Source organism: Ruegeria discodermiae (assembly GCF_030758345.1).
In the GTDB taxonomy this organism is placed as follows: domain Bacteria; phylum Pseudomonadota; class Alphaproteobacteria; order Rhodobacterales; family Rhodobacteraceae; genus Ruegeria_C.
In genome coordinates this window covers 56,037-73,107 of record NZ_JAVAMO010000020.1, presented here as the reverse complement: position 1 = coordinate 73,107, position 17,071 = coordinate 56,037, and the positions used below count along the sequence as shown (strand labels likewise).

Sequence of the window (17,071 nt, the reverse complement as noted above, 5' to 3'; positions counted from 1 at the left end):
CCCGGAAGACAAGGCCAAAGCAATCGCCCAAAGGATCGGCGATCTGTCGGAACGATGCGAACATTTGGTACCCAGCCACGATCCCGATGCCGCAGAATTCGACGGTTGTCGGTACTGGCGCGGCCCGGCCTGGCTTATCGTGAACTACATGATCGCTGACGGCTTGTATAATGCCGGTCAGGTTGCGATGGCGGATCGCATCAGGCAGGACTGTTTGCGTTTGATCCATGAAAGTGGATTTGCCGAGTATTATGACCCGACGACCGGCGTCCCTTGTGGTGGAACGCAATTCACCTGGACCGCCGCAATGGTGATTGAAATCCTGAAAACGCAGCAGATTGCCGCGTGAATGGATCAGATCACTCTAAGCTGACCCATTCGCGCTGACATTGGACAGGTTCTCACCCCAACCGCTTCTTGAAGCGCAGCGTTGCGGCCAGCAGTCCCACAACGGCAAAACCGACCATCCACAAGATGTCGCTGCGCAAGGCGTAAAGTGACGCATCGCGCAGCACCACGCCACGGATCATGTCCATGAAGTGGGTGGCCGGCAGCACCTGGGCAATCACCTGAACCGGTTTCGGCATACCATCAAACGGGAACATGAAGCCGGACATTAGTATCGACGGCAGCAGGACAAAGATCGTCATCTGCATGGCCTGAAGCTGGTTCTGCGCCAGTGTGGAGATCACCAGCCCCAGCGACAAGCTGGCGATGATGAACAGAAGTGTCACGACCAGCAACGTTCCCAGACCGCCATGAATGGGCACCGAGAAAAGGACATGCCCGAGGCCGAGAATGATTGCCACCTGAATCAGCCCGAGGAAGATATAGGGAATGATCTTGCCAATCATCAATTCCACGGATTTGATCGGTGTGTTGATCAGCATCTCCATGTTTCCGCGTTCCCGCTCCCGCACGATTGCGGACGAGGTAAAAAGGATCATGGTCATGGTCAGTATGACGCCGACAAGGCCCGGGACAATGTTCACCGCCGAGCGTTGCTCGGGATTGAAGTAGAGCGTCACCTCGAATGTCGGAACCTGGCGGTTTGGCGGCAGTCTCAGCAATTCGGTCAGGGGCATGGTACGCAACGACTTGATGGCGCTGGCGACCATCGTGTCAGAGCCATCGACGATCCAGTGGGCCACCGGGCGGCTGCTCGTCTGGTCCGTCGCGTCGGGCAGCCCAAGACCAACGGCAGGGCTTCGCGCCAGGCGGCTGTCCACGTCAGGCGGTATGATCAGGGCCGCGCGTATCGTTGCTTCCGTGATCGCCTGCTCGGCGTCTTCCGGCGTCAGGAACACCTCTTTGACGGTGACAACCTGGGTGGCCTGCACGATCTGCACAAGCGTTTGCGACAATTCGGTGTTGGCGTGGTCCACGAGGCCGACGGGCACATGGCGCAGGTTCGTGTTGATCGCATAGCCAAATAATAGCAACTGGATCAGGGGGATCATGACCACCATACCAAATGTCATCCGGTCACGCCGCAATTGCAGCAGTTCTTTTTTCAGGACGGCGGTGATGCGGCGCGGGGAGATCACGAGAGGGCTCCCTTTGTTGCGCTGACGAACACATCTTCAAGGTTTGGACGCTGCACGGACAAGGACAGGCCCGGAAAGCCCTGCAACAAGGATTGCAGCATTGCCACAGGATCGGCTTCGGACTTTTCGACCAGCACGCGCAGGCGGGCACCGACCTGAGCGGTCGATAGTGTTTTGCCGGTTTCATCCAAAGCGCGTTTGACCTGGCGCAAGCCGTCCCCCTCGACCTCGACAACGGCTGCGTTCAGATCAGTCATCAATTGCCTCGGGGTTCCGTCCGCTTTTTTGACGCCATGTTCCAGAATGGCCAGCCTGTGGCATCGTTCTGCTTCGTCCATGAAATGGGTCGAGACGATCATCGTCGCGCCCTGATCGACCAGATCGAACAGCTGCTCCCAGAATGCGCGTCGGGTTTCGGGGTCTACCGCAGATGTGGGTTCATCCAGAAACAGCAATTTTGGGCGGTGCATCACAGTTGCAGCCAGCGCAAGTTTTTGGCGTTGCCCGCCGCTCATGCTACCGGTGAGCTGGTTGGCGTTTTCCGTTAGGTCGTAGGTGCCCAGCAATTCGTCGATCCGATCCTTCGTGGTTTTGCGCGGCATTCCGTAAATTTCGGCCGCAAAGCGAAGGTTTTCCAGCACCGTCATATCTCGGTAATAGGAAAAGATCTGGGTCATATAGCCGATCTCATGCTTGAGAGGTTCGGCATAGTCGGGCATGGGGTGGCCCAAGACCGATATTGATCCGCTGCTGGGCGTCAGCAGACCGGTCAACATGCGCATGGTGGTCGTTTTTCCGCACCCGTTTGGACCAAGGAAACCGTAGATCTGACCCGTACGGATTTCGAGGTCGAGGTTGTCAACGGCTGTCTTTTCTCCGAACCGGCGTGTCAGCCCGCTGGTGGCAACCACCAGATCGCTCATGGCATTTCGACCTGAACGGGCACCCCTGCGGGAAGGTTGGGTGACGCGCCGGGCAGGTCGATTTCGGCAAGATAGACAAGCCGCGTGCGATCATCCTTGTTCAGCCCGTAGTATGGTGTGAATGATGGGTCATCGCTGATCCATCGAACCGTGCCATCCAATGCCTTCTGCAGGCCATCCACATGAACCTGCAACCTGTCGCCCGGCGAAATGCTGACTCGATGCGGCTCGGGCACATAAACGCGGGCATAGGGCGTATCTCCGGAGATTATCACCGCAACCGGGCTGCCTTGGGTGACACGTTCCCCGAGATTCCAGGGCAATGAATCCAGAACTCCGTCCCGGGTTGCGACGACCGTCAGATTGTCGAGGACATTCTGCTCGGCTTCCACCAGCGCTTCGGCGGCGCGAACGTTTGCTTCGGCAACGGCAAGATCTTCTGGCCGAGTTCCGTTCTGGAGTTCCTTAAGAGATTCCATGGCACTGGCAAGCTCGGCACGCGCCGAGTCCCGAATCGCAAGATCCTGTTCGAGACGCGCCTCGGTCACGACCGAGTTCTGCACCAATAGCGCGTTTCGGTCATACATCGCCTCTGCATCTGACAGGCGTGCTTGTGCGCCTGCCACCTTGGCCTCTGCGATGGCAATTTCTTCTTCCCGGGGACCGATCTCAAGCTTGAGAAGCGTCGCCTTTGATTTCTCAAGCTCTGCTTGAGCCAGATTCAGCTTTGCGCTTTGCAGCGTATTGTCGAGCTGCACCAGAACGTCGCCGATCTTTACCGGTGTTCCCTCGGCAATTGGCAGGTCGACAATGACTTCATTGGCTGTTGCGGTCAGCGCCACCCTGTCGCGGGCCAGCACACCCAGGGCCGCGCTGGAGTCCGAGCCAGCGCATCGATCCAGCAGGGCAGCAGGGACCATCGCCAGAAATAGAAGAGAAAAAGGTGCAGATATATTAAACAACAGCTTGGCTCCTCTGAACCGCTTCCTTTTTGTGTTAGGTTACAGGCCCATGCCAAGATCTAACAAGCACTAGGTAAAGGCGGTGCATCAAGGAGATGACTTGCTGGCGTCCGAGCTGCGCTCTTTCAGGCCGCTGCGACCAAAAACAAACACCGGCACAAGGATTGCAGGGATCAGTATCGCTGCAATCAACGACAGGTGATGAAGGGCCTTGGGCAGCAGAGAAATGTGCTGCCCGAACTGATAGGCAATTGTTGCCCAGAATGAGACCCAGAGTGCAGACCCTACCACATTGGCAACAAAGAACCTTGGCCAGGGCATGTTTGCCGAACCCGCAACCAGACCGTTGAGTTGCCGAAGCACTACGAAGAACCGTGCACAGACCACAACATAGGCGCCGTATTTCTCCGTTGCGCGTTCTGCCGCCTGATACTTCTCTTCCGAGATACCGAAGCGGCCGCCATAGGCCAGGATGAGCGCGCGGCCATAATGCCGACCGATCAGGTAGGCAACGTTGTCGCCCGCTATGGCCGCGAGGCCGGCGACCGCAGCAACCGCCACGATGTTAAGTGATCCTTTGGCCGCAACAGCGGATGTGGCGACGAGTGCGCTTTCTCCGGGTAGTGGCAGGCCAAACGTTTCAAAGAACAACGTCACAAAAAGTACAATGAGCCCGTAGCTTTCAATCAGGTTTACGAAGTGTTCCGAAAGGTGATGCATCTTGAAATCGGACTCTATCGTAACGGCAGTCGAAGGGAAGTCCGTTCCTCAACAGGAGCGCGCGCAGGTTGTTTCAGAGCACCCAGCGAGGAGCTGGCACAGGCAGACGAAGTCAAAGCCGGAGTAGAACCGGTGCGTTGGTCGAGTGGAGTGGTGGGCTGTAAAAAAGTTAGGGGGATCGACCTGTAATTGATCGATCCCCTCAAAGCCTGAGGTCCGAAGAGGGGGCTGTCGAACCTCATGTCCAAAGTGGTAAACAGACGGCTAATGCCGCGCTATTGGGGGATTCCCGTAGGACCAAGAATATTCCGACTTCGATCCTTGCGTGTATTGCTCCAGTTTGAGATTTTTTGCCAATGACATGGCGCTAACCAATTGTTAAATAATATTATTAAGGTGGAGGGGTTCAATGTACTTTCGCTGGCGGGTGGATGGTATGGCCGCCAATTATCCGGTGATCGTGTCGCCGCGCACCCGCCAGCGTGCGCCCGATACGCAAATGCTGGCTACAATAGCTCAGAATGGCTTGGATTGTCTTTTCAACAGCTCAGGTGGTCCTATGCCCAAAAACCATCGCAGAGCGCCAGAAAACCCAGGAATCACTAGATTGCAAAGCCATTTGGGGCGAATCGCGTATTTGTGGCAAAAACAGGCCAGAAAGTTAACTTGCTAGGCTTCTCGCCTATGACTAACGCTTTTTTCAACCATTGATCGAGCCTTGTGTGAGTTGGGGGGTGCGTCGGTTGTGGCCAGGGCCGGGTGGGTGTGTGTTTGCCCTCCAGCCCGCCTATTTCCACCTCAGACCATTCTCATGATTTTTTCGATTGAGGTCATGTGGCCGAACTCAAGGCGATTGCCGCTCCAGCAAACCCCGCCGCCGCGACTGCGCTCGCAAAGGGCATAGACGATTTCGCATTGATCCTCACTGGCGGGTGAACCGGCGTAGCCTACGGATCAACGGGTCCAAGTCAGGGGGCGGCAGATGAGACGTTGCGGGCACGTTCGATTGTAGGCACCGCTGCGAGCAGATTGCGTGTGTAGGCTTGGCTTGGTTTGGAGAAGATCGTTTGCCGATCCCCGAACTCCACAATATCGCCCATATACATGACGGCGATTTCGTCGCAGACCTGCTGAACAACGCCGAGGTCGTGGCTGATGAACAAATAGGTCAAATTCAAATCACGCTGCAAATCCTGCAAGAGATCGAGAATTTGCGCCTGAATGACCACGTCCAAGGCCGAAACGGCCTCATCACAGATGATCAGGGACGGATTGGTCGAAAGCGCGCGCGCGATGCTGATACGCTGGCGCTGGCCGCCGGAAAACTGATGGGGGAACAACCGCATCTGATCAGGGTGCAACCCGACCTTGTCAAAGAGCTCGGCGATCCGGTCCTCGCGTTCAGATGCGGGCAGGGTTCCCAGATTGTCGAGCGGTTCGCGAACGATGTCACCTGCGCGCAGGCGCGGGTTGAGCGAGCTATAGGGATCTTGAAAAATGACCTGAACCTTGGCGCGGGCTCGGCGCAGGGCTTCCCCCTCAAGGCCAAGCATGTCGGTCCCATCCAGCGTGACCTGACCGGTCTGTGCATCAACAAGGCGCGCCACCGCCAGCGCCGCAGTTGTCTTTCCCGAACCGCTTTCGCCGACGATCGCAAGCGTTTTCCCACGCCTCACGTCGAAGCTGATACCATTGACAGCGGTGAACATTTCACGCTTTCCGAACCGCTTCTTCACAGGGAACTGCACGGTCAGGTCGCGAACCGACAGCAGGGGATCTTCGGCGTCGGGCGCTGCCTTGATACCGGTCGGTGCGGCTTCGGTCGTCAGATGCGGTACGCTTGCGATCAGGGTCTGCGTATAGGGATGTTGAGGATGTCGGATCACCGCCTCCGCCTGTCCGTCCTCGACCTTTTCGCCGCGATACATCACCACCACGCGATCCGCCATTTCGGCGACCACGCCCATGTCGTGGGTAATGAGGATTGTGGCCGCTCTGGTTTCACGTGCCAGTTCGCGCATCAGCTCGAAAATCTCTGCCTGCACCGTCACGTCAAGCGCGGTCGTGGGCTCGTCTGCGATCAGGATCTTTGGTCGACAGGCCAGCGCCATGGCGATCATGACCCGCTGGCGCTGTCCGCCCGACATTTCATGCGGATACGCCTTTGCGCGCCGCTGGACATCGGGAATCCGCACGGCATCCAACAGCTCAATTGCACGGGACCAGGCATCCTGATGGCTTAGGCCCTTATGCAGACGCAAAACCTCGGCGATCTGTTCGCCCACGGTGTAGACCGGGTTGAGCGAGGTCATTGGTTCCTGAAAGATCATGCTGATCTGGTTGCCCCGAATGGCGCGCAGCGACGCGTCATCCATCTGCGTCATATCGCGGCCTTCAAACAGGATGCGACCGTCGGCGATATGACCGATCGAGGGCAAGAGCCCCATGACGGCAAGCGCGGTCATGGATTTGCCGCTGCCTGATTCACCCACGACGCTGAGCGTTTCGCCCGCGTTCAGATATATCGACAGGTCATCGACAACGGGAACCATGCCCGCGCGGGCAGCGAGTTCGATGCGCAGGTTCTCAACGGATAAAAGCGGGCTGGTCATCGCTGCCTCAGCTTTGGATTGAGCGCATCGTTCAGGCCGTCCCCCACAAGGCTGATCGCAAGAACGGTTATAAAGATCGCCACGCCTGGAACAGTGACTGTATAGCTCGCATCCAGGATATACTCGCGATTTGACCCGATGATCTGGCCCCAACTCGGCACGTTCGGATCGGTCAGGCCGAGAAAGCTCAACCCCGCTTCGAACAGGATTGCCGAGCCAACCATAAGCGCCGCCTGAACAATGATCGGGGGCAAGGCGTTTGGCAAAATCACCCGGAAGATCAGCCCGCCATTGCGCACCCCACCCGCACGTGCAGCCGTGACATATTCAAGCTCGCGGATACGCAGAAACTCGGCGCGGGTGATCCGCGCGACCGCGGGCCAGCTGACCAGCCCGATGGCGATGGTGATCATGGTCAGCGACGCGCCGAACAGCGCCACGATGACCATTGAGAACAGCAGTGTCGGCAGGACCTGAAAGAACTCGGTAAAGCGCATGAGCACTTCTTCAACCCATCCACGGTAAAACCCTGCAAGCGCTCCGACGGTGATGCCGATCGTGACGGTCACAAACGCCGCCGCCAAACCAACCGTCAGCGAGACCTTTGCGCCATGGATTAGCAGCGACAGGATATCACGGCCCAGATAGTCCGTGCCCAACAGGTAGCCATCCTGCCCCGGTGGCGTGAAGGGTGCCCAGACCATATCGAACGGGTTGCCGGGATAGATCAGCGGTCCAAATATCGCCACGCCGACGATCAACAGCAAAACGATCAGACCGGCCACAGCCGCGTGATTGCGGCGGAACATCTCGAACGCTTCGGCAAAGGGCGAACGGGCCTTTATCGTGGTTTGGTCGCTCATCCCCGCCCCCTGACTCTGGGATCGATCATGCGCAAGACGAAATCCGTCAGCAGATTGCCCACGATCACGACCAGAGCCGAAAAGAAGAGTATCCCCAATATCGTGGGCGTGTCCCGGGCAAGGATCGAGGTCAGCGCCAGTTGCCCCAGACCCGGCCACGAAAACACTGTTTCAACAAGCACCGCGCCAGAGATCACCGCCGAGAACTGCAAACCGGCCAACGTCACGACCGGCGGTAGCGCGTTCTTCAACGCGTGCTTCATGACGACATCGCGCGGGCGTAAACCCTTGGCCTTGGCTGTGCGCACATAATCCGATCCCAGTACTTCCAGCATCGAAGCGCGGCAAAGCCTTGAATAGAGCGCGATGAAGATCGAGCCCAGCGTGAGCATCGGCAGAACAAGGTGATGCGCGATGGATAAGGCCTGCGGAAAAAACCCGCCCTCAATTGTCACATCGCGCATACCGGCGACCGGAAACAGCGGAATCTTGAGTGAGAAGGCGATCAGAAGCAGTATTCCGGTCCAGAAAACCGGTGCCGCATATCCAAACAGCGCAAAAAGCGTCACGATATGGCTGAACAACCCATTGGGCTTTTGGGCCGCGAATACGCCCAGCAGGATGCCCAGTACCAATGCGAATATCTGGGCCGAGAAAACCAACAACAGGGTCGCCGGCAAACGCTCAAAGATCAATTCGGTGACAGGGCGATTGTAGAAATACGAGTAGCCCAGATCGAATTGCAGAACCCTGCCGATATAACGCCCCAGCTGGACAATTACCGGTTGGTCCAGACCATATTCGGCCCGGATTTGCGCCATCAGTTCGGCATTCGCGCCGCCCATATCGGCGGCGATCGTGTCGACCACATCGCCGGGGGCGAGGTTGATCATAGTGAAATTCAGGACAAGCACGGCAATCAGCAGCACCACTGCGTAACCAATGCGCTGCGCCAGAACTTTCAAAAACGCCATGCCCAACCCCGGAAGTTGCCTGCCCCGAGGGTCGGGGCCGGGTTACTTGACTGTCTTATTCTTCTTTCAGGTAAACAAGGTCATAGGGCGAGGATGACGCCCAGATTCCCAAAGGCGGGTTGCGCACCTTGTTGGAATAGACCGTGTGGTAGGGCAGCGTGTTGGTCCAGTAAACCGGCAGATCCTCGGCGAGAATTTCCTGAAACTCGCGATAGAGCGCCGCGCGCTTCTCCGGGTCGATCTCCTGACCGGCGGCATTCATCAACTCGTCAATCTTGGGGTTCGTATATTGCTGTGTGTTGGACCAAATAACACCTTCCTTGATGTTCTGGCTGTCATAGGTGCGATGCACGCCGATCACCGGATCGCCCCAGTTGAACACGGTGTCCCAGGTCATATCGAAGTCGTGGTTCGAGATCTTGCTGGCCCATGTGGGAAAGTCCACGAATGAATTGACCGTGACGTCGATTCCGACCTTGGCAAGCGAGGCTTTGGTGAATTCCGCTTGCGGTTTCGTCGTCGGGTTTCCGTGATCTATGGTCAGAGCAAAACGAGTACCATTTGCATCTTTCGGGTATCCGGCCTCATCAAGCAGCGCATTTGCCTTGTCGAGATCAAGGTCATATCCGTTTACACCTTCGTAGTAGAGCGGTGATCCGGGGTGAATACCGGTTTTCGCGTCCTGGCTCAGACCCAGCATGATGGCGTTCAGAATGAACTCTTTGTCCACGGCATAAGCAATAGCCTGTCGCACGCGCTTGTCGGCCAGCGGGCCGTCCTGACCGGTGTTGAAGGCCAGCCAGTTGATCGGCCCGATCGCGGCATAGCCTTCGTCAGTGACCGTGATGCTGTCATTCTCGGACATCCGTTTGATGTTGCGCACCGTGTTTTCGAAGGTGGTCATGTGCAGCTCGCCATTCTCCATCCCGATGGAACGGGCGGCGGCGTCTTTGATGATGCGATATACGATGCGATCCAGATACGGGCGGCCCTCGATGAAGAAGTCGTCGTTGCGCTCAAGGATAACCTGTTGATCAGGCGTGAATTCCACAAATTTGAACGGCCCCGAGCCGACCACATCCTGACCGTTTCGCGGATGGGATTTGGGATCTTGTCCATCCCCGTAGATATGTTTGGGAATGATCGGCATCAGCTGAGACGACATCGCGAGCAAGAGTGCGGGATGCGGCTGGCTGAGCTTCAGGACGGCTGTGTGTTCGTCCGGGGTCTCAACAGAATCGACGACACCGAACATTGTTTTGAACGGGTGGTTGGCTTTGATCGTCTCGACCGAAAACGCCACGTCTTCAGAGGTGATCGGTTCACCATCATGGAACCGCGCGTCTTTCACTAGGTTAAGGGTCATCGACAATCCGTCATCGGACCAAGCCCAGCTTTCTGCAAGGTAAGGCTGTGGTGTCCAATCCTCATCATACCGCAAAGGGGCCGCAAAAAGCTGGGCACCCGGCGCACCTGTCACGATGCCGGATTGAACAGCGGGATTCAGGTGGCGGGGCGTCTGCGGCAGCGTCGTGATCAAGGTGCCGCCCTTGACCGGTTCATCGGCATGGGCCGCGCCCACAAGCAGCGCCGCTGCGGCGACGGAACGTGCCAATGCCTTTAGAAATGTGGTCATCATCGGACCTCCTCGGTTGGAAACAGAAGTTTTTTCGTTGGATTTTCCATGAGCGTAGGCTCGGCTATGGCCCCGGAAAAATAGATTTAATGAGGCCATACACCACATTTTATGATGAATGCTGGTCAGATCAAATACCGTTGCCGCGCCCAAGACAGGCACCAGTTGTCACGCCTCGACCGAGATTTCGGGGTCCGTCAGGGCATCCTTACGGCCATCTCTTCAAACACGCCTTCGTCACGCAGAGCAGCACAATGCTCCATAAAATGCCGCACTGGCCTTGGCGAAACGATGCGCGATTGGGTCACGATCCCGAAGGGTCGCGTTGGGATCGGATCAGAGATTGGAACAACCGAACATCCCTGCTGCGCCAATGACGACGTGGCGGGGCGTGCGTTAAGAATAGTAAAGCCGAACCCTGAAGCGATGAGCGTGCGGATCATTTCTACTGATGATGAAGTATGCACCACATTGACCGATAACCCGGCTTTTTCGAAAAGGTCTGAATAATAGGCACGGGAACGCGGCAGGCTTAAACTGATCATCGGAAGATGGGTCAGGTCAGCCAGCTGGACCGAGGGTTGCCGGGCAAGCGGATCCTGCGCGTTCACCATGGCGTAATGGGGCAGATCCACCATCGGTTCGAAACTCTGCTGATCGGTTATGACCTCTTTGTAGCTGAAGGCCAGGTCAGCTTGGCCGGATTCCAGAAAATCAATGACAGTATCCATATTGCCTTCAACCAGCTCAAACCGAACGCCCGGAATGTCTGCCTGAAACCGTTCGATCGCTGGTGGTAGAAACGTCGCTGCGGCTGTTGCGAAACAGGCCAGGCGGATCGTTCCGGTCAGTACACCGCCGATCGCCTGAAGCTCTGTTTCGAAATCCCGGTGATGCGACAGGAAGCGACTGATAAGCTGCAGCGCATCCAGCCCAGCGGGTGTCGCCTGCAGGCCCTTCGCCGGGACGCGGTTGAATATGTCAAAACCCAGTTCTGCCTCAAGGGAGTCGATCGCGGCCGTTACCGAGCTTTGTGAAATGCTCATCGCTTCGGAGGCACGGGTGATCGATCCAAGACGCCCGGCAGCCTCGACATAGCGCATCTGTTTCAGGGTCAGAGCCAGCGACATGGATTCCTCCAAAAAATAGAGTTTCTCTGCCTATTAAATCTAGTTTGTGCTGCATTGAAAACCACCTAGCCTTTAGGTGCTACAGGCATACCGGGACCGCCACGTCGATGTTTACAATCTTTTCCGCCCGAAAAATCCTGACAATGAATCCGCAGCGACCTGTCGCAAGTCATGTCGCTATACGCGACGGGATCATTCTGGGTGCGGGCACGCTGGATGAACTGCGCGGTTGGGGGCCCTATACCCTAGACGACCGGTTTGCCGACAAGGTGCTGATGCCGGGCCTCGTGGAAGGGCACTGCCATTTGCAGGAAGGTGCCCTTTGGTCTCACACCTATGTCGGCTTCTTTGACCGCATGTCGCCCGAAGGTGAGATGCAGGCGGGATGCAAAACCGTCGATGAGATGCTGGCCAAGCTCGCCGCCGCAGAAGCACGGCTTGATGATCCGGACGCGCCGCTTCCCGGCTGGTCGCTTGATCCGATCTATTTCGACAATCAGAAAATCAACCGCCACCAGCTTGATGCGATTTCAAGCAGGCGTCCGATTGGTGTCATGCATGCCTCCGGCCACATCATGAATGTCAATTCCAAGGCTCTGGAACTGGCTGGCCTGATGCGCACCGGTATCAATCACGAGGGGGTGCCCCTCGGGATTGATGGTCTGCCCACGGGCGAACTCAGGGGGCCGGACGTCATGAGCCCCGTTTCGATCCATGTCGGCTTTGACAGGGATATGCTGTCCTGTGACGAACATGGCATGTGGCGCTTTGGCAAGCTGTGTGTGCGTGCCGGTGTGACCACCGCAACCGATCTCGCGGCACGATTGCCAGAAGATGCGGTTGAAACCCTCCTTAACGTTACTGGAAACGACCGCTATCCGGCCCGCATCGTCCCGCTGCGATTCCATCACGGCGTTAGCCCGGAAGACCTGATCGCGCATGTCGAGGCGCTGGCGCCGCAATCCACCGACAAGCTGCGGTTGGGGCGGATAAAGATCGTCGTTGATGGCTCGATCCAGGGGTTTACGGCCCGCCTGCGGGCACCGGGATACTACAATGGTGCGCCAAACGGGCTTTGGTACATCGCGCCAGAGCAATTGGCCTACATTCTCGAACAGGCTCTGCGCAAGGGAATCCAGGTCCATACCCACACCAACGGTGATGAGGCGACACAGCTGGTTCTGGATACTATGGCCCGGGTGTTGAGAAAGGCCCCATCTCACAATCATCGATTTACGCTCCAGCATTGCCAGTTGGCCGATACCGCACAGTTCCAACAAATCAAAGAGCTGGGCCTTTGCGTGAACCTGTTCGCCAATCACCACCATTACTGGGGCGATCAGCACTATGAACTGACCGTCGGACCAGAGCGCGCTGAACGCATGAACGCCGCGGGAACCGCCGCGCGCGAGGGTGTCCCCTTTGCCATCCATTCCGACGCGCCGATAACACCGCTGGGCCCCTTGTTCACGGCCTGGTGCGCCATGAACCGGCAGACGGCATCCGGCCGTATTCTTGGCGAGGCCGAAAAGATCACCTTGGATCAGGCGCTGCGCGCGATCACCTTGGGGGCGGCGTACACCTTGCATCTGGACAAGGAACTCGGGTCGATCGAAACAGGCAAACGCGCGGATTTTGCCGTGCTTGAAGACGATCCCGAAGAAATGGGCGTCGAACGATTGAAAGAGACAAGGGTGTGGGGAACCGTGCTTGGCGGCAAGGTCTTTGGAACGTGTGATGTCTGACCCCACTCTGCCCCTTACGATTATCGGTGGCTACCTTGGCGCGGGCAAAACCACTCTGGTCAATCACCTGCTGCGAAACGCGCACGGGCAGCGCCTCGCGGTTCTGGTCAACGAATTTGGCAGCCTGCCGATAGATGCCGACCTGATCGAGGCGCAGGACGGTGACCTGACTGTCCTGGCGGGTGGGTGCGTCTGTTGCTCCTATGGCGATGACCTGATGTTCGCCCTGACGCAGATTCGCAAACTCGATCCTGCGCCCGATCATGTCCTGCTTGAGGCATCCGGTGTCGCACTGCCCGGTGCGATAGGCTCTGCAATAGGACTTTTCGGGGATGACATCCGGGTGCATGGCATCGTCATCCTTTCGGATGCAGAAACCTTGCCCGGCCATCTCAACGATACATACATCGCCGACACTATCAGCCGGCAACTCGATTCTGCTGACGTTGTGATCCTGACAAAGACCGACTTGGCCTCCTCAGATCAGATGCGCCGAAGCCATGACAGCGTGCACGAACACGCCCCTTTGGCCGGTGTCATCGAAAGCCGGGGGCAAGACGTCGATAGCGAATTGATATTGAGTCATATCGAGGCACTCAAAAAACCCGGTCAAAGTCGCGAGGGGCATAACATTCGTCTCGTTACAAATGTCCTCGCGATGTCAGAGCCTGTTGACCCCGAGGCCTTCGCCCAAAAATTGGCAGCTGATCCGGATATTCTGAGGGCCAAGGGCCACATGATTTCCGCACGAAACCAGCAGCCGGTGACGTTGCAGCTGGTCGGACGGCGTTACACAGTCACTGGCGCACCCTCCACCGCCAAACCGGGGGTCATTGTGATCCGGAAAGACCATAGCCGGGCGCTGGCCTAGCCGCTGCAAAACCTCAGCGGCTCGTATATCTAAGTCAGCAAATTGGTCGGGGCGCTGGTCGCTCGTCCGTTACCGCTTCTGACCGGGCAGAAGGTCGCGCAGGCCAGAAGTCAGCGCTTGCAATGTATACGAAAGTATACCATATGATCCCCACCGAGGCTTCCCGAGCCTCGAACGCCATACCCGGACCGCCACATTTGGAATGCCTCATGAGCCTGTACACAGATTATCTAGCCGAAATTGAAGCCCGCAAAGATCAGGGGCTGAGCCCCAAGCCCATCGATGATGGCGCTTTGACCACAGAGGTCATCGCTCACATCAAGGATTCTAGCAGCGAGCATCGTCAGGATTGTCTGCACTACTTCATCTACAACACGCTGCCGGGCACCACCAGCGCTGCGGGGGAAAAAGCCCGGTTCCTGAAAGAGATCATTCTGGGTCAGGCGGTTGTTGAAGAAATCACGCCGGCCTTCGCGTTCGAGCTTTTGTCCCACATGAAGGGCGGGCCATCCGTTGAGGTGCTGCTGGATCTTGCGCTCGGCACGGACGCGGCGATCGCGCGTGATGCGGCCGAGGTTCTGAAAACACAGGTGTTTCTCTACGAGGCGGATACCGATCGGCTGAAAGAAGCCTTTGATGCGGGCAACGCCATGGCTGCAGATATCCTTGAAAGCTATTCCAAGGCCGAATTCTTTACCAAGCTTCCCGAGCTGGACGAAGAGGTCAAGGTTGTGACCTATGTCGCTGCCGAAGGTGACATTTCGACCGACCTTCTGTCGCCCGGCAACCAGGCGCATTCGCGGTCTGACCGTGAACTGCACGGCAAATGCCTGATTTCCGAAGAGGCGCAGAAAGAGATCGAAGCGCTGAAGCTTCAGCATCCCGACAAACGCGTGATGCTGATTGCCGAAAAGGGCACCATGGGCGTGGGGTCCTCGCGGATGTCTGGGGTGAACAACGTGGCGCTGTGGACCGGCAAACAGGCCAGCCCCTTTGTGCCGTTCGTGAACATCGCACCGGTTGTGGCCGGAACAAACGGCATTTCTCCGATCTTTCTGACAACTGTCGGCGTGACGGGCGGGATCGGTGTCGACCTGAAGAACTGGGTCAAAAAAACCGATGAGGATGGCAAAGCGATCCTCAACAATGATGGCAACCCCATTCTTGAGCAGAAATACTCGGTCGAAACAGGCACGGTCCTGACGATCAATACCAAAGACAAGAAGCTCTATAGTGCGGATGGCAGCGAAGAACTGGTGGATTTGGTCGGTTCGTTCACGCCGCAAAAGATGGAGTTCATGAAGGCGGGCGGCTCCTATGCCATCGTCTTTGGCAAAAAGCTCCAGACATTTGCCTGCGAGGCGCTGGGGGTCGAGCTCAAATCCGCCTTTGCGCCCTCCAGGGAAATCAGCCATGAGGGGCAGGGGCTTACCGCTGTTGAGAAGATCTTTAACGCCAATGCACGGGGCAACACACGGGGCAAGGTTCTGCACGCGGGTTCGGATGTGCGGGTCAAGGTGAACATCGTAGGCAGTCAGGACACGACTGGCCTGATGACCAGCCAGGAGCTTGAGGCCATGGCCGCCACGGTTCTGTCCCCTTCGGTGGATGGCGCTTATCAGTCGGGCTGCCACACGGCCTCGGTCTGGGATCTGAAGGCGCAGGCAAACACGCCACGGCTTATGGCGTTCATGCACAAGTTCGGCCTGATCACCGCCCGCGACCCCAAGGGTGTCTATCATTCGATGACAGATGTGATCCACAAGGTGCTCAATGACATCACCGTGGATGACTGGGCGATCATCATTGGCGGCGACAGTCACACCCGTATGTCCAAGGGCGTGGCCTTTGGCGCGGATTCCGGCACTGTGGCACTGGCGCTGGCAACGGGTGAGGCGACGATGCCGATCCCGGAATCGGTCAAGGTGACCTTCAAGGGCCAGATGGCCCCGCATATGGATTTCCGTGATGTGGTCCATGCCACGCAGGCGCAGATGCTGGCGCAGCACGGCGACAACGTCTTTCAGGGTCGGATTATCGAGGTTCATATTGGCACGCTTCTGGCGGACCAGGCCTTTACCTTCACCGACTGGACGGCCGAAATGAAGGCGAAGGCGTCGATCTGTATTTCCAACGATGATACGCTGATTGAATCGCTGGAAATTGCCAAGTCGCGCATCCAGATCATGATCGAAAAGGGCATGGATAATGACGCCCGGATGCTGCAGGGGTTGATCGACATTGCCGACCAGCGGATTGCCCAGATCAGATCGGGTGAAAAACCGGCGCTCACGCCTGATGACAGTGCCAAGTATTTTGCCGAAGTGGTCGTGGATCTGGACGAAATCATCGAACCGATGATCGCCGATCCCGATGTGAACAACGCGGATGTGTCCAAGCGCTATACCCATGACACGATCCGCCCGATCTCGTTCTACCGGGCGGAAAAGAAGGTCGATTTGGGCTTTGTCGGCTCTTGCATGGTGCATAAGGGCGATATCAAGATCGTCGCTCAGATGCTGCGCAACCTTGAGGCCGAATACGGCAAGGTCGAATTCATGGCCCCTCTGGTGGTCGCCGCTCCGACCTACAATATCATTGATGAGCTCAAGGAAGAGGGTGACTGGGCCATCCTGCAAAAGTACTGCGGTTTCGAGTTCGATGACGCTGCGCCCAAGCAGACGGCGCGGACAGAGTATGAAAATATCCTGTATCTCGAACGTCCGGGCTGCAACCTGTGCATGGGCAATCAGGAAAAGGCGGCCAAGGGCGACACGGTCCTTGCCACCTCGACACGGCTGTTCCAAGGGCGGGTCGTGGCGGACTCCGCAACCAAGAAAGGCGAGTCTCTGCTGGGTTCGACCCCGGTCGTGGTCCTCTCCGCGATTTTGGGTCGAACGCCCACCCTGGACGAATACAAGGTCGCCGTTGAGGGTATCGATCTGACAAAGTTCGCACCGCCGCTGGCGAAACCCGCCCTGAGCCGGTCTGTGCATTTCTAACAGGCTTCTGCCCCTTACCCTGCCGGTAAATGTCGGCGGGGTCTGCACTAGGTGCCCGGATCGGGACGCCTTTAAAAAAAGATTCA

13 protein-coding genes are annotated in these 17,071 nt (G+C 57.3%); 4 read left to right on the top strand and 9 right to left on the bottom strand.

Going from position 1 to position 17,071, the window contains the following annotated elements:
* The coding region (locus Q5Y75_RS25150; RefSeq protein WP_445758207.1) for an MGH1-like glycoside hydrolase domain-containing protein at nucleotides 1-349 on the top strand (349 nt) is incomplete at its 5' end.
* A gap of 52 nt (nucleotides 350-401) precedes the next feature.
* On the opposite strand, the gene Q5Y75_RS25145 is transcribed toward Q5Y75_RS25150, so the two are convergent.
* The 9 genes from Q5Y75_RS25145 to Q5Y75_RS25105 form a co-directional block, all read right to left on the bottom strand.
* Complete coding sequence (locus tag Q5Y75_RS25145) at nucleotides 402-1,547, bottom strand: ABC transporter permease (protein ID WP_306202717.1); 1,146 nt, start codon at nucleotides 1,545-1,547, stop codon at nucleotides 402-404.
* Complete coding sequence (locus Q5Y75_RS25140) at nucleotides 1,544-2,470, bottom strand: ABC transporter ATP-binding protein (RefSeq protein WP_306202716.1); 927 nt, start codon at nucleotides 2,468-2,470, stop codon at nucleotides 1,544-1,546. The genes Q5Y75_RS25145 and Q5Y75_RS25140 overlap by 4 nt, the downstream gene beginning before the upstream one ends.
* Nucleotides 2,467-3,432: an HlyD family secretion protein gene (locus Q5Y75_RS25135; protein WP_306202714.1), complete on the bottom strand. Its 966-nt coding sequence runs from the start codon at nucleotides 3,430-3,432 to the stop codon at nucleotides 2,467-2,469. The genes Q5Y75_RS25140 and Q5Y75_RS25135 overlap by 4 nt, the downstream gene beginning before the upstream one ends.
* An 87-nt stretch (nucleotides 3,433-3,519) precedes the next feature.
* Nucleotides 3,520-4,152, bottom strand: coding sequence for a DedA family protein (locus Q5Y75_RS25130; protein ID WP_306202712.1), 633 nt, complete (start codon nucleotides 4,150-4,152; stop codon nucleotides 3,520-3,522).
* A 968-nt stretch (nucleotides 4,153-5,120) separates the two neighbouring features.
* The gene (locus tag Q5Y75_RS25125; protein ID WP_306202710.1) at nucleotides 5,121-6,764 is read right to left on the bottom strand and encodes an ABC transporter ATP-binding protein; all 1,644 of its coding nucleotides are present in this window, start codon (nucleotides 6,762-6,764) and stop codon (nucleotides 5,121-5,123) included.
* The gene (locus Q5Y75_RS25120; protein WP_306202708.1) at nucleotides 6,761-7,627 is read right to left on the bottom strand and encodes an ABC transporter permease; all 867 of its coding nucleotides are present in this window, start codon (nucleotides 7,625-7,627) and stop codon (nucleotides 6,761-6,763) included. Before Q5Y75_RS25120 ends, Q5Y75_RS25125 begins: the two co-directional genes overlap by 4 nt.
* Nucleotides 7,624-8,601 (bottom strand): ABC transporter permease, encoded by a 978-nt coding sequence (locus Q5Y75_RS25115; RefSeq protein WP_306202706.1) that lies wholly within the window; start codon nucleotides 8,599-8,601, stop codon nucleotides 7,624-7,626. The genes Q5Y75_RS25120 and Q5Y75_RS25115 overlap by 4 nt, the downstream gene beginning before the upstream one ends.
* A gap of 55 nt (nucleotides 8,602-8,656) precedes the next feature.
* Nucleotides 8,657-10,237: an ABC transporter substrate-binding protein gene (locus Q5Y75_RS25110; RefSeq protein WP_306202704.1), complete on the bottom strand. Its 1,581-nt coding sequence runs from the start codon at nucleotides 10,235-10,237 to the stop codon at nucleotides 8,657-8,659.
* A gap of 197 nt (nucleotides 10,238-10,434) precedes the next feature.
* Entirely contained in the window at nucleotides 10,435-11,367 is a 933-nt protein-coding gene (locus Q5Y75_RS25105) for a LysR family transcriptional regulator (protein WP_306202701.1), read from the bottom strand.
* A 107-nt stretch (nucleotides 11,368-11,474) separates the two neighbouring features.
* Between Q5Y75_RS25105 and Q5Y75_RS25100 the strand changes: the two genes are divergently transcribed.
* The 3 genes from Q5Y75_RS25100 (at nucleotide 11,475) to Q5Y75_RS25090 (ending at nucleotide 16,985) form a co-directional block, all read left to right on the top strand.
* The gene (locus tag Q5Y75_RS25100) at nucleotides 11,475-13,112 is read left to right on the top strand and encodes an amidohydrolase (RefSeq protein WP_306202699.1); all 1,638 of its coding nucleotides are present in this window, start codon (nucleotides 11,475-11,477) and stop codon (nucleotides 13,110-13,112) included.
* Nucleotides 13,105-13,983: a CobW family GTP-binding protein gene (locus Q5Y75_RS25095; RefSeq protein WP_306202697.1), complete on the top strand. Its 879-nt coding sequence runs from the start codon at nucleotides 13,105-13,107 to the stop codon at nucleotides 13,981-13,983. Before Q5Y75_RS25100 ends, Q5Y75_RS25095 begins: the two co-directional genes overlap by 8 nt.
* A 209-nt stretch (nucleotides 13,984-14,192) precedes the next feature.
* The gene (locus Q5Y75_RS25090; protein ID WP_306202695.1) at nucleotides 14,193-16,985 is read left to right on the top strand and encodes a bifunctional aconitate hydratase 2/2-methylisocitrate dehydratase; all 2,793 of its coding nucleotides are present in this window, start codon (nucleotides 14,193-14,195) and stop codon (nucleotides 16,983-16,985) included.
* Nucleotides 16,986-17,071 lie beyond the last annotated feature (86 nt).

Coding starts and splice junctions, on each gene's coding strand:
- Q5Y75_RS25140 (WP_306202716.1), bottom strand. CDS start 2,470: ATGAGCGATCTGGTGGTTGCCACCAGCGGGCTGACACGCCGGTTCGGA.
- Q5Y75_RS25130 (WP_306202712.1), bottom strand. CDS start 4,152: ATGCATCACCTTTCGGAACACTTCGTAAACCTGATTGAAAGCTACGGG.
- Q5Y75_RS25125 (WP_306202710.1), bottom strand. CDS start 6,764: ATGACCAGCCCGCTTTTATCCGTTGAGAACCTGCGCATCGAACTCGCT.
- Q5Y75_RS25120 (WP_306202708.1), bottom strand. CDS start 7,627: ATGAGCGACCAAACCACGATAAAGGCCCGTTCGCCCTTTGCCGAAGCG.
- Q5Y75_RS25115 (WP_306202706.1), bottom strand. CDS start 8,601: ATGGCGTTTTTGAAAGTTCTGGCGCAGCGCATTGGTTACGCAGTGGTG.
- Q5Y75_RS25110 (WP_306202704.1), bottom strand. CDS start 10,237: ATGACCACATTTCTAAAGGCATTGGCACGTTCCGTCGCCGCAGCGGCG.
- Q5Y75_RS25105 (WP_306202701.1), bottom strand. CDS start 11,367: ATGTCGCTGGCTCTGACCCTGAAACAGATGCGCTATGTCGAGGCTGCC.
- Q5Y75_RS25100 (WP_306202699.1), top strand. CDS start 11,475: ATGTTTACAATCTTTTCCGCCCGAAAAATCCTGACAATGAATCCGCAG.
- Q5Y75_RS25095 (WP_306202697.1), top strand. CDS start 13,105: ATGTCTGACCCCACTCTGCCCCTTACGATTATCGGTGGCTACCTTGGC.
- Q5Y75_RS25090 (WP_306202695.1), top strand. CDS start 14,193: ATGAGCCTGTACACAGATTATCTAGCCGAAATTGAAGCCCGCAAAGAT.